Source organism: Fibrella aquatica (assembly GCF_041321135.1).
In the GTDB taxonomy this organism is placed as follows: domain Bacteria; phylum Bacteroidota; class Bacteroidia; order Cytophagales; family Spirosomataceae; genus Fibrella; species Fibrella aquatica.
Genome location: NZ_JBGGWF010000003.1, coordinates 144,280 through 159,536 on the forward strand (window position 1 = coordinate 144,280; position 15,257 = coordinate 159,536).

The following is a 15,257-nucleotide window of genomic DNA, read 5'->3' on the forward strand; positions in this document are numbered from 1 at the left end:
AGCATGATAACGTACCTACTCGAATCGAGCCTGAGCTTACTAGTGCTACTTGGTGTGTATCGGCTTTGTCTGGAAAATGAGCCGATGCACCAACTCAAGCGGGCGTATCTGCTGGGTACGTTGCTGCTCTCATTGGCAGGCCCATTGGTTTCTATTTCACTGCCCGCTGGCTGGCTGGTGTTTCAGCCTTCGGTACAGCTTATCGACAAACGGCTATCCAGCGATAACGTTGACTATAAGACGGCTGACATCGTGCCATTGGTGGTACGCGGTAACGTGCCTGCCAGCAACGTACCTGAGCCGGACGTACCTGCGCCGTATTGGCTATGGGTGTACGGTGCGGTGACTGCCCTGATGCTGGCGCGATTTGCCCGGAATCTGTTCGTGTTGTTTCGCAAAACATGGGTCAATCCGACCGAGTCCTACTACGGGGCCACGCTGGTGAAGTTACCCGTTAACGCGCTACCCTATACGTTTCTGCATTACCTCTTCGTCTCGGCTGACGCTTACGACCGGGGCGAGATCGAGGCTGAGTTGTTCGAGCATGAACTGGCTCACATACGGCAGCGGCATTCGCTGGATGTGCTGCTGGTGGAAATCGTGCTGTGTTTTAGTTGGTTCAACCCGCTGTTGTTCTGGCTGAAAGGAGCCATGCAGTGCAACCACGAATGCCTGGCCGACGAAGCCGTGAACCACACGTACCTGAACGTACCCGCCTACCAGCAACTGCTACTGAGTAAGCTGACGACCTCATTGCTAACTCCTTCACTGGCAAGTTCTTTAACCTTTAACACGACCAAACAGCGCCTGCTCATGATGACCAAGCACACCTCAACCGCACGTACCTGGCTTACCGCTTCCAGCACGGCCTTGTTCTTTCTTGTACTAACCGTTGCACTAACGGGAGCCGCTCCTGCTCAGCCACCAATCTTCCCTCTGAAATCGGAAACCACGCCTCCTTCGCCGCGTCCATTGCTTAGCGCAGCAGAAATCGAAAGCCGGTTTGGCGAAGTGGTGGTGAATCGTACTGCCACTGGCGAAACAGACATTGAGCGGAAAATAATGTTTAAAGACCTTACGCCCGAACAAAAAACACGTGTGATTTATCTGGAAGGCAGATTACCGTCTGTATTCAGCGAAGAGGAGTTCGAAGCGCTAAAAAATGCCAGACAATACAGTGTTTGGGTCGATGGGAAACGGGTACGTCATTTCGATCACACAACCCTGCAAGCCAGCGATATTGTGACGTACAACATCAGACGCCTTTACAGGAATGACCACCAGCCCGATCTTTTTCATTATCAGGTAGACTTGCTCACTGACAGTGCAGCAAAGGCCCATGCGATGGAATTGCAAGCCAAGCCAACGCTGCTTTTATTAACACAGGAACAAATGGAAAGGCGGCAGGCCAGAATGGGTAAGTAGTGTATTGGTCGCGCCGGCAAGCAACGACGAAACCTATAAGGTCTCCGAAGACCTTATAGGTTTCGTCGTTGCCCTACGCAATCGTTGTCTTCTCCGAAAGGAACGCTGTTTTGTCGCGGAGGAACGTGGCGATCCAGATGAGGACGATGGGGGTTACCGCATTTAACGGCATCCCGTGCGACATCTCTGTTGCGATGGCCCCGGCGAAATAGCACGACAGTAAAATGAAGCCTAGTTTCATTGTTTTGGGATAAATGAAGAGCAGCGCAAAGCCAACTTCCATGGCTCCCAGAAACAACACCTGCTTCTCAACGCCTACTTTGCCAAGCGTTTCCATAACTTCGGGCGACTGGGTAAATTTGAAAATACCACTCATAATGGCCATGCCAGCAGCCAGCACGGTGAAGATGATGGTGACGATACGATACACTTTCGGACTCATGATTAGTTAGGTTTTGTGCAGCCTTGAGCTACAGTGATTGAACAGGACAAACGTACCTAAACCTGCTATCCTTTTGTTAGCAGTATACCAAAGGATACCAGTATCTTTCAGGATACCGCATGGTCAACTCCATCCTGAAAAGTACCTTTAATCGATGAGCACAGTTAGTCAAGGCCCCATTTCCCTTACCGGCGATAAGTTTGTCCACTCAGCGACCGAATGCAACCAGAACCTGCAAGGCGTTCAGGATGCCCTGTACGTGCTGAACGGAAAATGGAAACTACCCATCATCATTGCGTTAACCGGAAGTCCGAAGCGATTCCGGGAGTTGCAACGGGTTGTGACCGGCATCACGGCGAAAGTGCTCAGCAAAGAGTTGAAAGAGCTCGAACTGAATGAGTTCGTAACGCGACATGTGTATACCACTACGCCTGTCGCCATCGAATACGAACTGACCGAGTATAGTCAGACGCTAAACCCGGTTATCCAGGCCCTGCGCAACTGGGGCATCCAACACCGCGAGCGAATCATTGGTCAGCATAAGACGGTGTAATACGCTGCGCTGTCATTAAGTGGTCATTTGCTTCGCGTCATTAGGCTGCGCCGTCATTAGGTTGTCATTGGTAGTCATTGATGGTCATTAGGCTGCGCCGTCATTGATGGTCATTGATGGTCATTGATAGTCACTCGTCACAGGCAAGTGACTATCAATGACCATCAATGACAACCTAATGACGGCGCAGCCTAATGACGCGAGGCAAATGACCACTTAATGACGGCGCAGCCTAATGACCACTAACGCGGCTTAACAATTATTAACGGGCTGTCGGTTAGATCGATACGTACCTTGGAGGCTCAACTCAGGTACGTACCCAATGCTTCAGAATTACATTACCATTGCCTGGCGAAACCTGCTTCGCCGTACCTTCTATTCACTACTCAACATGGTCGGGCTGGCCGTAGGCATCACGTTTGCCTTGCTTATCGGCGCGTATTGCTGGGGTGAGTACCAGGTGAACAGATCCCTCCGTAATGCCAATCAGCAGTGCCTGGTACAGAGCCAGTGGACGGAAGAAAACCGGGGCATGGACATCACCTCGTTCGCTCCGGTTGGCCCGGCCCTGAAAACAGAATATCCTACGCTGGTGGCCAACTATTACCGGTTCTACGGCGTCAGCGCCACCATCTCGAAGGGCGAAAATCACTTCCGGGAGTCGATCCAGATTGGCGATTCGACCATGCTGACCATGTTTGACTTTCCGATGCTTCACGGCGATCCACGCACCGCGCTGACCGGCCCCAATTCGGTTGTAATTACCGCCGACAAAGCCCAAAAGCTCTTCGGAAAAACCGACGTACTCAACCAATCGCTGATCATTGAAACACCACTTGGCGGCAAGCAGCCGTTTCTGGTAACGGGGGTGCTAAAACCTTTGCTCGACAACTCTGTCTCACATTTGCTGAGCGAAAACAACGAGGTGTTTATGTCGATGAGTGGCGTCAATTTCTTTGGGAACGGTGTATTCTCCTGGCAAAATCCGTACATCGTTACCTATGTGGAATTGCAACCGGGCGTGACCCCACAGGCACTGGAAAAGCCACTGAAACAGCTACTTGCGAAAAATACGCCGCCCGATGTGCAGAAAAGCCTGACCGCCTACGTCACGCCATTGCCCGACTATTACCTGCAAAGCAACAACGGTCTGATCCGCAAACTGATGACTACGCTGGCTGCCGTGGGGCTGTTTATTCTGCTCATGGCCGTGGTCAACTTCGTGAACCTATCATTAGGTACGTCGGCCACGCGACTGCGCGAGATTGGTGTTCGGAAAGTGTTGGGTGGCCTCCGTCGGCAGTTGACAGCTCAATTTCTAATCGAAGCCATCACGCTCACCGCATTGGCAACGGGGCTCTCGATTGGCTTGTACGCCCTGTTTCAACCGGTGTTTAGCGATGTTGTCGGGAAACCGCTCCCGTCATTGGGCCAACTGTTGATAACCTACGGCTGGGTGTTGCTCGTGCTGATTCTGGTTGTGGGTGGATTGGCGGGAACGTACCCGGCGCTGTATTTGTCGGCTTATTCGTCCGTCGATTCGTTGAAAGGAAAAGCCCGTTCGGTGCGGGAGGGGCAGTGGTTCAGGCGTGGTCTGGTCACAGTGCAGTTCGCCATTGCCGTATCGGTGTTTGTGGGTGCGGTACTCGTTTCGCGACAGATCGCCTGGTTCTTCAGTAGTGATCTGGGCTTTAAAAAAGAAGCGGTGCTAACCGTTTCGTCGTTGCCACGTACCTGGTCGCCCGAGGGGGTGAACCGGATGGAAGCCGCCCGCGATCGGTTTGCCCGGCTGCCGGGTGTGCAGTCGGCTAGTTTGTCGTACGAGATACCCAACGGTAATGTTGGCAATGCTGCACAGGTTTATCGGCAGGGCCAGGACTCAACGCAGGCGGTGAATATGAGTGTGATGACTACCGACGAACAGTTTGCCCAGACCTACCAGATCGGGGTGCAAAGTGGCCGATTTTTTCATGCCGAACAGGGGAGTTATGATTCAACGAGTCTGATCATCAACGAGTCAGCCTGCAAAGCGCTGGGGTACAAAACGCCCGAAGAGGCCATAGAGAAACTGATTCGTTTTCAGGGTATTCCACGTACCTACCGCATTCGGGGCGTGGTGCGCGATTTCCATGTGGGTACGATGCACAAGGCCATTCAGCCAATGGCGATTGGGCAGGTACGCGTTGCCAGCATTTACCGGTTCTTCTCGTTCCGGCTGGCCCCCGGTAATCCACGTCAAGCCATTGCCGGTCTGGAACAGACCTGGCGTGACCTGTTTCCTGATGCACCGTTCAACTACGCCTTCATGGACGAAACGCTTCAGAATCTGTACAAGACCGAATTGCAACTGGAAAAAGCCGCCTACGTGGCCACCGGATTAGCCTTGCTGATCGTGCTGTTGGGCGTGGTAGGGCTGGTGTCACTGAGTGTGGCGCGCCGCACCAAAGAGGTGGGTATCCGGAAAGTGCTGGGGGCGTCGGTACCCGGTATTATTGGCCTGTTTCTGCGCGAATACGCCTGGACAATGGTACTGGCCAACCTCATTGCCTGGCCGCTGACCTATTGGCTGGTCTCAAACTGGCTGGCCGATTATGCCTATCATATGCCGGTCACCTTGTCGCCGTTTGTGCTGGTAGGGGCGGGGCTGGCCCTCGTAACGGCCATCATAATCAGCCTGCAAGTGGTGAAAGCCGCCCTGATGAATCCCGTAACGAGCTTACGGAGCGAGTAACACGATTTTGGGTTGGGGATTTCGGATGTTGGATTTGCCGATGGCGCTTTTGTCATCCCGACGGCAGGAGGGATCTTGGCGTTCCAGTTAAAGGTGCCAAGCGCTATCAGAAGGAACGCCACGATCCCTCCTGTCGTCGGGATGACAAAAGCGCAGCCTAGTGCACATCACTTACGTTAAATATAACCGAAACAAAGTCAACATGCTTCGCGAAAATCTTAAAATGGCGCTGCGCCAGCTACGTACACAACGTACTTATACGGCGCTGACAATCATTGGTTTGTCGGTTGGTCTGGCGGGTGGACTGTTACTGTTCCTGTTCGTTGAACACCACCTCAGCACCGACCGGCACCACGCCAAATTCGACCGTATTTTCCGGGTCATGACCGACCTGTATCTTGAAGACGGCACGGTTGAATACAACGCCGAATCGGCCTTGCCTATGGCGCAAACGCTACGCCGTGACTATCCGCAGGTAGAACAGGCGGCGTTTCTGATGATGAATCGCGAACTGACCGTCAGCATCAATCGGAAGGGGCAGACCATGCCGCTACGTTTTCAGGAACATACAGGCACCGGGCTGGCTGAACCCGAATGGTTTGATATACTGGACTACACCTGGTTGCAGGGAAACCCGAAAACAGCCCTCCGCGAACCGAACACGGTGGTGCTGACCGAGTCGTGGGCGAAGCGCTATTTCGGCGACGAGAACCCGGTTGGCCAAACGCTGACACTGAATAACAAAACGGAAGCCACGGTAACCGGTTTGCTGGCCGAGCCACCCAAAACAACCGATACCAACCTGGGGCTGTTTATCTCGCTATCGACCCTGAAAACGCTCTATCCCGGTTATGATCTAACCAACTGGTACCAGCTGAACAGCACCAACCGGCTTTACGTCACGCTTCGCGACCCGAACGCGGCGGCTGGTCTGGCCGCCAGTTTTCCGGCCCTATCGAAGAAACAGTACGGCGAGATGAGTACAATATTCCGGTTTGCAATTCAACCCCTGCGTGATGTGCATTTCGACGTGGCGCGGGGGGGCGAAACCATCCGTAAATCGCTGGTTTGGTCGCTGGGGGCGGTGGGTCTGCTGCTGGTCGTGGCGGCGTGCATCAACTTCGTGAATCTGGCCACAGCACAGGCCCTCCGCCGCAGTAAAGAGGTCGGCATCCGAAAATCGCTGGGCAGTTCGCGCGGTCAGTTAGTGGGACAGTTCCTGCTCGAAACCGCGTTTATTGTGTTTGCCGCCACCTCGCTGGCCCTGCTAATCGTGGTCACAACGCTCCCGCTATTCAACAACTGGACACAGTTGAATCTGTTACTTCGATTCGACTGGCAAACCATCGGGTTTGTTGCTTTGCTGTTGCTGGTGGTGATACTGGCGGCGGGTGGTTATCCGGCGGTGGTGTTGTCGGGCTTTTCGCCGCTGGCGGTGTTGCGGGGAAAATTGAGCAGCCTACCCACGAAGCGAGGGTTTACGGTGAGACAGGGGCTGGTGGTGACGCAGTTTGTGATCTGTCAGGCGCTGATCATCGGCGCGCTGGTGGTGGCTCGTCAGGTACGTTATGTGCAGCAGGCCGATCTCGGTTTCCAAAAAGACAATGTGCTGATGGTGAGCCTGCCCGATAACAACACATCGACGCTAACGGCTTTTCGACAGAACTTAGCTCAATACCCGGATATTCAGTCGATTAGTTTCAACCACCGGTCGCCCGCGAATGATCAATTGTTTGGCGGTTCGTTCAAATTCAACAACCGCCCCGATTGGGAACCGTACCCCGTCCGCGAACGGCTAGCTGACTCGGAGTATCTACGTACCTACGGCCTGACGCTCGTGGCCGGTCGAAACATCGCCGTCAGCGATACTATTCGCGAATACCTCATCAATGAAACGTTACTGCATCAGCTCGGTTTTCGTGATCCGAAGCAGGTGCTGGGCAAATCGTTACAGTATCATCTTTCGGACGTACCACTGCCGATCGTTGGCGTGGTGAAGGATTTTCATCTGAAATCACTCCGGGAAAAAATTGATCCGTGCATCATTGTCAGTAAAGCCGATCGGTATGCCCAGGCCAGTATTCGGATCGGTGGACAGGACCCGACAAAAACGCTCGAGCGAATCCGGCAAACGTGGCAACAGCTTTACCCCAATGAAGTATTCGAGCACACGTACCTGAATGAACAACTGGCCGGCTTCTACCAGACCGAAACGCTGGTGGGTCGCCTGATCAACGTCTTTACCGGCATTGCCATTCTGATTTGTTGCCTGGGGCTTTACGGGCTGGTCTCGTTCGTTGTTGTGCAACGAACCAAAGAGATCGGCGTGCGTAAGGTGCTGGGCGCCAGCGTACCCAGTATTGTAGGGTTACTCTCGTCTGACTTCCTGAAACTAGTGTTGATTGCGCTGTTGATCGCCTCGCCCATTGCCGGGTACGTGATGAATGGCTGGCTGCAGGATTTTGCGTACCGAATCAGCATCGGCTGGTGGGTGTTCGCCCTCGCAGGTATATTAGCCGTTGCCATTGCGCTGCTGACGGTTAGTTACCAGAGCGTCAAAGCCGCGATGGTTAATCCCGTGAAGAGCTTGCAGAGTGAGTAAAACCCAAAACATACTCTTATTTAAACTTGACTACTCCGATGAAAAACCTGCTTACGCTGACCCTGCTAAGCTTTTTCGGCACAACAACATTGGCGCAGACGTTGCCTGGCATGGCGGCGTATGAATACCTACAAAATGAACGGCATCGGGCCGATAAAATCGTGGGAGAAACTGACAAACCACCCCTCGATAGTCTGAAAAAGGCCGATAAAATTCTGGCCGATGCCTTAACCTACTATGACCGGCCCGACATACAGGCGCTGGCAAAAGCCAACAAATACCTGTTTGCCCGTAAGGGAGATATTCTTTTCGACCGGTCGGTGGTGCAATTAAAAACGGGTCAGACTGAGGCAGCAGTGCAATCGCTGTTGTACGATCTACAGGGTGACGGCGCGGCGTTCTACGCTTCGTTCATCGATGAGCAGGAGGTCTTCGAGCCCATCCGAAAGCATGCACAACTGGCACCGTTGCTGTCGAAACTACTGGCTGATAGTCGGGTGTTTGGCTCCAGTGCGCTGAAAACAGCATACAAGGTCAATATAAGCGAGGACGAAAAGGTGGCGGGCCTCTCGAAATTATGGTCGGAGGCCAAGTACAACTTCGTCTATTTCAATCATGTTCCCGACCTGGACTGGGACAAACTGTATCTGCAATACCTGCCCAAGGTGAAGGCTACAACCTCAACGGCGGCCTATTACCGGGTATTGCAGTCATTTTATGCCAATCTGCACGATGGCCACACCAACGTCAGCCCCAGCAGCACGGCCCTTGCCGATTCGGTGGCGCGTCGACCACCTATACGGGCGATACTGGTAGAGGATAAGGTGCTGGTGCAGGACGTACAGCACGACAGTCTGATACGCAGCGGTATCAGGCCCATGCTCGAGATCGTCAGTATCGATGGCTTGCCCGTAAGAGACTACGCCGACCGGTTTGTGCGCCCCTACGTGGCGGCCTCGTCAGAGCAGAATCGCGATGTGAATACGTACGCCTACGACCTGTTGAAAGGCCCCAAAGATCGGCCCGTCACCCTTGTTTTTCGCGATGCTGGCGGGGCTACCTTCAGCCGAACACTACCGCGAACGGGCTATGGTGCGTTAAAGCAGCTGCCGACGTTTCAGTTCAAAATTCTACCCGGCAACATCGCCTACGTGCAGGTAACCGAGTTTGAGTCAGATAAGGGCTTACAGGGTTTCAAAGCCAAGTTCGATTCTATTGCCGCTACCAACGCCCTCATCATCGATGTGCGGCTGAACGGTGGCGGCAACAGCGCCAACGGCTGGAACATTCTGGGGTATCTGACCGATAAGCCCATGAAAACGGGCTCGTATGCATCGCGACTCTACAGTCCGTTGCGACGGGCACGCGGCGAAGGGGTCGTGTTTGAAGATGTAGAGGGCGGTAACACCTGGAAGCCCAATGGTAAATTTCTCTACACAAAGCCTGTAGTGGTGCTGACGAGTGGCCGCACGTTCTCGGCCGCCGAGGATTTTGCCGTGGTGTTCGATGACATGAAACGCGGCAAAATAATTGGCGAGCCCACCGGAGGCAGTACCGGCCAGCCGCTTTCCTTCGACCTGCCCGGTGGCATTTCGGCTCGCGTGTGCGCCAAGCGCGACATGTATCCCGACGGTACCGAATGGAATGGCAAAGGTATCCAACCTACAATCCTGGTTCGCCCTAAAATCGCCGACCTGCAGGCAGGCCGCGACACGGTGCTGGAAGCTGCGTTGTCACAGCTAAGGAAATAAGGTTGGATACCAGAGTATTGAAGCCGCTCTAATTGCCAATCAGTAGTGGATTATGCAGGGAGTGATCTTGAAACCGCCGTCAGGCTGTTGATTTTACCGTCTGTCAAACATCAGCTATCAACTTTATGGGAGATACTTGATTTTTGGTCTGTGCTTGGTGAATCAATGTGCCAACCGCATCAAGGTATACAATCAACGTTAGTCGACGATGAAGGGAGGAGTCATATGGTGTTATGCGTTGCTGTGGCTAGTTACGGGGCGGCTTATGGCGCAGCAGGGGCTAAAGGGCGAGTATTACAACGGCACCAACTTTGAGCGGAAGGTGCTGACCCGCATTGACCCGCAGTTGAATTTTACCTGGAAAGTCAGAAGTCCGGCCAACGGTGTCGATCAGTCGTATTATTCGGTGCGGTGGACGGGTAAGTTGCTGGCTCCGGTATCTGGCAAGTACACCTTCAACGCCAAAGTAGATGATGGCATTCGTATCTGGGTAGGCAACCGCAAGGTGATGGATGTCTGGAAACTGAACGACTCGGGCAAGTTCACCGGCAGTATCGAGCTGGTGGCGGGTCAGGTGTATGATCTTCGGGTCGAGTATTTCAACGATCTGCTGGGCGGGGTCATTGAGTTATACTGGGTACGTCCCGATGCCGAAAAGCCGTTCCTGAAATTCGGCGAACCCATCGGCGAGTTGATTTCGGCCCGGTATTTTCAGCAGGCAACGTCGCCCGTGAGTAAACCGCCAAAACCAGCCGTAACTGCCCCGGTTGTCGTAGCGGCCACCCCTGCAAAACCCGCTCCCAAACCGGCTGTAGTAGCGGCTGCCAGGCCCGCTAAACCGATCAGCAATTCGTCGGCTTCGGTGCGGGAGCTTAAACCGATCAGGCTTTCCCGGTTACCGGAGGCAGCTACGCCACAACGGCCAGTAGCTAACGTAAATGCCGAACCGGTGCCCGAACCCTCACCGGTTATGACTGCTTCGGCCGAGGCTAAACCAACCATCCTGCAGCATGTGCAGTTTGAGCAGAGCAGCTACGTCCTGTTGCCCGAATCGGTGCCGGAGTTGAGTAAACTGGTTCAGGCTCTACAGGACAATCCAACGTGGCGCATCGAACTGATTGGCCATACCGATAACGTGGGTGATCCGCGTATTAATCAGACGTTGTCGGAATATAGGGCGCGGGTGGTGATGACGTACCTGACCAGCCACGGTATTGCCGACGATCGCATTGATACCAAGGGGTACGGTGGGTCACGACCGATAGCCGACAATGCTACAGAAGGCGGACGAGCTACGAACCGCCGGGTTGAGTTTGTGGTGAAGTAATGGCGTAGAGCTTAGGGCCGGGGTAAAGGGTGAAGGCTTCGCTTAAAGAAATTTATTCAGGTCCAGATCAAGAATTGCGGAATGGGACGAAGAGGTCGTTAGACCACCATCGCCGAACTGGTAACGCAACCACTCACCGGTTCGGTAGTCGTAGATAAACCCTTCGCTAATGCCGTACAGATCATCGTCGATCAACTGAATGACTTTCCGTAAATCGCCCCGCAACCCGTTGGTGTGGCATACCTCAATGATGATCGGCGTGAGCGACTTTTCGTTGTCACGAAGGGAGATGTCTGGAACTAGCGGTCCGACGTCTCGGCTGGCCTTTCCTTCATCGAGCATGGTTTCGGGTAGTGGTTCAAGCCCTATAGACTTTTCCCGATAGTAAAGTACACCTAACCCAACCGTTAGTTTCGAGATAACCCGTCGATGATCAACAGGTGCCCAGACACCTTGGTCTTCATTGACAAGTGATGGACTAGTTGACGGGAAGTACATAGTAATGTGTTGGTTATAACCAAAGTTACGGCGAAAAAAGCGTCGGAATGAAAAAAACCACGCCCCAAGCGCAATGCTATTTAGGCCGGACGGTGTATTGCTCGAACCGGAATACTTCCTGCCGAACGACCTCGAAGGTGCGGGTAAACTGCTTTTGCATCGTGGCCAGTTTTGGGTCGGCAGGTTCGGCCAGTACATTCAGGTTTGAGACGGGGCGGGTCATGGCGTAGCCGTAGCCTTTCTCGGTACCATTCGGGACCATCAGCGTCGAGAAGCTCCAGGCACCCAGTTTCTTGTCGCCGATCTGCATGGCACGGGCCTGCTTCACCGATGCCAACGTACCTGACCAGTCGGCCATTGGGTCGCGGAGTTTCAGGAAATCGACGATGACGGTGTTGGTTTTGCCGGGTCCGAAGTCAGCACCGAATAGCGCGTCGGTATTCTCCCAGATTTCGATCTTCACCACGGGGGCAGTCAGGCGGTCACGGCGGTTAAGGTCGGCCATACGTACCTGAACGCTATCACCGTAGATTTTGGCCATGGCTGCCGGTGAGGCCCCACCAATGCCCATGTTGGGCGACACGATGCAGGTCACGTAATCGTATTCGCTGGTGTTGGGGTTCGAACTGAACTGCTTTACCATCATGTGCCAGCCAATGAGTTTACCTTCATCAACCGCCGCCTGGTTCACCGTTTTCCACTCGCGTTCAACGGGCAGCGCATCCTGAATGGTCTTGCCGGGAGCCAGCTTGTGGAAGATTAGGTACGTGTATGTTTTGGGCGTTGTCTGCGCAAACAGGGAAGCAGTGACGATCAGGCAAAGCAGAAAGGAGAGGGTACGTAGCAGGTGTTTCATCGTTAGGAAGGTTTGATTACTAAACCTTATTTGCGCCGCGTTTCTACTTGTTTGGCATAGTGCTTTCTGCTGGGAGTTGATTCACCCCATTTTTCGCCGGGTTCAACCCATTTTCCACCTGCACCTGCTTGAGCTGCCTAGTTTTGGTCAACAAGTAAACGGAAACTATGCGTACTACTACACTTTTCAATCGGCTCGAGGCGTGGTTCATTGTCGGCGCGGCCACGATTTATGTGATCAGGCGGCTGGTCGAAGAGATTTACCGCTATAACGACATGATCGAGAGCGTACAGCGTACCCGGATTCCGATGGCCACGCTCTGGCGCCAACTTGATAACTACAGCCATACGCTGAACAACAATGTGCCGTTGATTGCCGGCGTTTGCCTGTTTCTGGTGGCCTGGTACGTGTTTCATAATCTGGCGTTTCCCCGGCTTCAGGACCAGATCGACGATCGACAAGGCTGGTTGTATGGCGGTGCCGCGGTGTTGTTGTTGCTCACAAGCACGTTGGTGTACCATTATCTGAAGCTTCACCTACGTTTTATGGAAAATAGCTCCGGCGAAATCATCGGGATGAAAGCCTATTCGCTATATCGGAAACGCACGGTGCTGGCCGACGCCATTGGGCTGGGTATTGTGTTGTGTACGTATGAACTGGCGTATCAGTATTACCAGTTTCTCTACCGCCGGATTGCCCGGGAAGCAACCATTCACTTTCAACTTGTGAGCTACCTGCTATTGGGTGGGGTGAGTATGATGGTGCTTACATTTGCCCTGAGCGGCCATGTGCCGCAAACGCTATGGCGTGGCCTCGGCGACGTTCTGCTTCTGTTGGGATTACTCGTTCAGGTTCTGTTTTTCCAGTCATACGTCTACACCTACATTTTACCCATCCTGACAAAGTCGCGCCATTCGGATGTGGTACTGGCTAACAGCATCGGCGTTTACCTGTTGGCGATTTTAACGGCGAACGTGTTGCTGTGGGGAGCCAGAACGAATTTTTACTACAACAACAGCGAAGAAGCGATCGCAGTATTTTCTGGTGTTGCGCTGGTTGCATCGGTAGCGTTTGCCTATCTGCGGCGGGTGCTGACAAAAGAGAAAACGGTGCTGCAAACGCAGGTATCGGTAGGGGCGGCAGAGTTGGCGAGCCTGCGGGCGCAGATCAATCCGCACTTTCTGTTCAACGCGCTGAATAGCCTCTATGCCACGGCCCTGAAAGAGAAGAGCGAAAAAACCGCCGACGGTATTCAGAAATTGGGCGATATGATGCGGTTTATGCTACAGGAAAATAACCGCGACCGCATTCCGCTCGACAAGGAAATCGAGTACCTCCATAATTACATCGACCTACAGCGTATGCGCATCGACGAGTCGCACGACATCGAGATTCGGGTAAATATTCAGGAGCCGGGCCGTGCTATATACCTCGCGCCCATGCTACTGACGCCCTTCGTTGAAAACGCGTTCAAACACGGCATCAGCTTCCGCCATAAATCGTGGATCTACATCACACTGACGCTGGATGATACACGGCTATATTTTAAAGTGCATAACTCCCGCCACGCTAAAACCAGTGAAACGACAGACCAGCACGACCCCGAAGAAGCCAACTCGGGTGTGGGGCTCGATAATGTGCGCAAGCGGCTCGACCTGATTTATCCCGGTCGCCACCAACTCGATATTCAACAGTCAGAACAGGATTATTTCGCCTCGCTAACGCTGGTGTACTGGTGAGTTTTTAAATAGAAGTTCCTCTCACGCAACGGTAGAGCGGCAGATGCATTAATACTGGCTTTTTAGGACTCGATTGTTCGTACAGCTTGTACGCTGCTATCATTCGTTCTTCGCTTTGCAACGGACGGTAGGCCATTTTATAACTAACACGCCTACTGATCGTCAATTCGTCAAGAACATCGACTATATTTTTGACGGTAGACTGAGCCGTAGGAACAATGTATACGACGGGGTGTTTTGCCGAAGCTGTAATTAACAACTGTTTTCGCAGGCCGTTTATCGAATAATCAGTTTCAAGGTAATCGGCGCTAGCTTTATCAGGGTTATAGGAAAGATACCCGATCCGGTTGTCTTCCAATAGAAAGATAGACGCCAGAGGAAACATGTACTCTCCGTCTATCTTTCCATGGTTGGGTAATTCCAGTTGTGAAGTGACCGGCCGCTGCGACTGCTTTACCCACACAAAAAACACGATGAGTAACAGCGCAATGTTGACCAATGGCGTCATATCGGCGCGGGGGAGTTGGCGGGTATGGTTGGTTCTTCTCATCTTGTCAGCCTGTTTCTTTCAGGATGCCGTTAACCCCCAAAATCCACACGATGCCGCTGACCGCCATTGCCATTGATGATGAACCCCAAGCACTGGAGGTGATCAGTATGCACGCCGCCAAAGTGCCGTTCTTAGACCTGAAAGCCACGTTCACCGACGCTTTCGAGGCCATCACCTGGCTACAAACCAACCGCGTCGACCTGCTATTTCTCGACATAAAAATGCCCGACATTTCGGGGGTCGATGTGGTGAAGTGCCTTCCGAAAGCGCCGATGGTCATCTTCACCACGGCTTATTCCGACTATGCCGTGCAGGGCTTTGAACTCGACGCCGTTGACTACCTGCTGAAACCGTTTTCGCTGGCCCGCTTCCTGAAAGCCTGTACCAAGGCCCTCGACGTACATACGCTACGGACGGGCAACAACGTACCTGACGCTATTTTCGTGAAGACGGGCTACGAAGACGAAAAAGTCATGCTCGACGACTTGCTGTACGTCGAAGCCGAGGGTAATTACCTCTCGCTGGTGTTGCCCACGCGGAAACTGCTCACCCGCCAAACCATGACCGACCTGCTTCAGCAATTACCGCCCGACCAGTTCGTGCGCGTGCATCGATCGTATTGCGTAGCGGTAAACAAGATCACCAAGCTATCCCGGCAAGACATCACCGTGGCTGGGTACGTTATCCCCATCGGTGCCTCGTACGAAGAGGCGGTGGCTACGATCAGGACGAGATTGGTGTTGTAACGAAGCCCTTACGACGTAATCCCCTTACGTCATAAGG

Annotated in this window: 12 protein-coding genes; 8 read left to right on the plus strand and 4 right to left on the minus strand. The window is 53.3% G+C overall.

Annotation, left to right across the window (positions count from 1 at the left end):
- Positions 1-3: 3 nt before the first annotated feature.
- Positions 4-1,425: a M56 family metallopeptidase gene (locus ACAW87_RS08490; RefSeq protein WP_370722944.1), complete on the plus strand. Its 1,422-nt coding sequence runs from the start codon at positions 4-6 to the stop codon at positions 1,423-1,425.
- Positions 1,426-1,498: 73 nt separating this feature from the next.
- Here the strand turns inward: ACAW87_RS08490 and ACAW87_RS08495 are convergent, their stop codons facing one another.
- On the minus strand, positions 1,499-1,867 hold the full coding sequence (locus tag ACAW87_RS08495; protein WP_370722945.1) for a DoxX family protein: 369 nt from the start codon (positions 1,865-1,867) through the stop codon (positions 1,499-1,501).
- Positions 1,868-2,021: 154 nt separating this feature from the next.
- On the opposite strand from ACAW87_RS08495, the gene ACAW87_RS08500 reads away from it, so the two are divergent.
- The 5 genes from ACAW87_RS08500 (at position 2,022) to ACAW87_RS08520 (ending at position 10,831) form a co-directional block, all read left to right on the plus strand.
- Positions 2,022-2,420: a winged helix-turn-helix transcriptional regulator gene (locus tag ACAW87_RS08500; protein ID WP_370722946.1), complete on the plus strand. Its 399-nt coding sequence runs from the start codon at positions 2,022-2,024 to the stop codon at positions 2,418-2,420.
- A 322-nt stretch (positions 2,421-2,742) separates the two neighbouring features.
- Positions 2,743-5,151, plus strand: a complete 2,409-nt coding sequence (locus ACAW87_RS08505) for an ABC transporter permease (RefSeq protein ID WP_370722947.1) — start codon at positions 2,743-2,745, stop codon at positions 5,149-5,151.
- A gap of 202 nt (positions 5,152-5,353) precedes the next feature.
- Positions 5,354-7,753: an ABC transporter permease gene (locus ACAW87_RS08510; RefSeq protein ID WP_370722948.1), complete on the plus strand. Its 2,400-nt coding sequence runs from the start codon at positions 5,354-5,356 to the stop codon at positions 7,751-7,753.
- Positions 7,754-7,791: 38 nt separating this feature from the next.
- Positions 7,792-9,504: a S41 family peptidase gene (locus ACAW87_RS08515; protein WP_370722949.1), complete on the plus strand. Its 1,713-nt coding sequence runs from the start codon at positions 7,792-7,794 to the stop codon at positions 9,502-9,504.
- A 208-nt stretch (positions 9,505-9,712) separates the two neighbouring features.
- On the plus strand, positions 9,713-10,831 hold the full coding sequence (locus ACAW87_RS08520; protein ID WP_370722950.1) for a PA14 domain-containing protein: 1,119 nt from the start codon (positions 9,713-9,715) through the stop codon (positions 10,829-10,831).
- A 42-nt stretch (positions 10,832-10,873) separates the two neighbouring features.
- Here the strand turns inward: ACAW87_RS08520 and ACAW87_RS08525 are convergent, their stop codons facing one another.
- Positions 10,874-11,329: a hypothetical protein gene (locus ACAW87_RS08525; protein WP_370722951.1), complete on the minus strand. Its 456-nt coding sequence runs from the start codon at positions 11,327-11,329 to the stop codon at positions 10,874-10,876.
- Positions 11,330-11,405: 76 nt separating this feature from the next.
- Positions 11,406-12,185, minus strand: a complete 780-nt coding sequence (locus ACAW87_RS08530) for a hypothetical protein (RefSeq protein WP_370722952.1) — start codon at positions 12,183-12,185, stop codon at positions 11,406-11,408.
- Positions 12,186-12,352: 167 nt separating this feature from the next.
- Here ACAW87_RS08530 and ACAW87_RS08535 point away from each other — a divergent pair, with 167 nt between their 5' ends.
- Positions 12,353-13,924, plus strand: a complete 1,572-nt coding sequence (locus ACAW87_RS08535) for a sensor histidine kinase (protein WP_370722953.1) — start codon at positions 12,353-12,355, stop codon at positions 13,922-13,924.
- Between the two features lie 4 nt (positions 13,925-13,928).
- On the opposite strand, the gene ACAW87_RS08540 is transcribed toward ACAW87_RS08535, so the two are convergent.
- Positions 13,929-14,474 (minus strand): biopolymer transporter ExbD, encoded by a 546-nt coding sequence (locus ACAW87_RS08540; RefSeq protein WP_370722954.1) that lies wholly within the window; start codon positions 14,472-14,474, stop codon positions 13,929-13,931.
- 50 nt (positions 14,475-14,524) lie between these two features.
- On the opposite strand from ACAW87_RS08540, the gene ACAW87_RS08545 reads away from it, so the two are divergent.
- The gene (locus ACAW87_RS08545; protein WP_370723410.1) at positions 14,525-15,220 is read left to right on the plus strand and encodes a LytR/AlgR family response regulator transcription factor; all 696 of its coding nucleotides are present in this window, start codon (positions 14,525-14,527) and stop codon (positions 15,218-15,220) included.
- Positions 15,221-15,257: the final 37 nt, after the last annotated feature.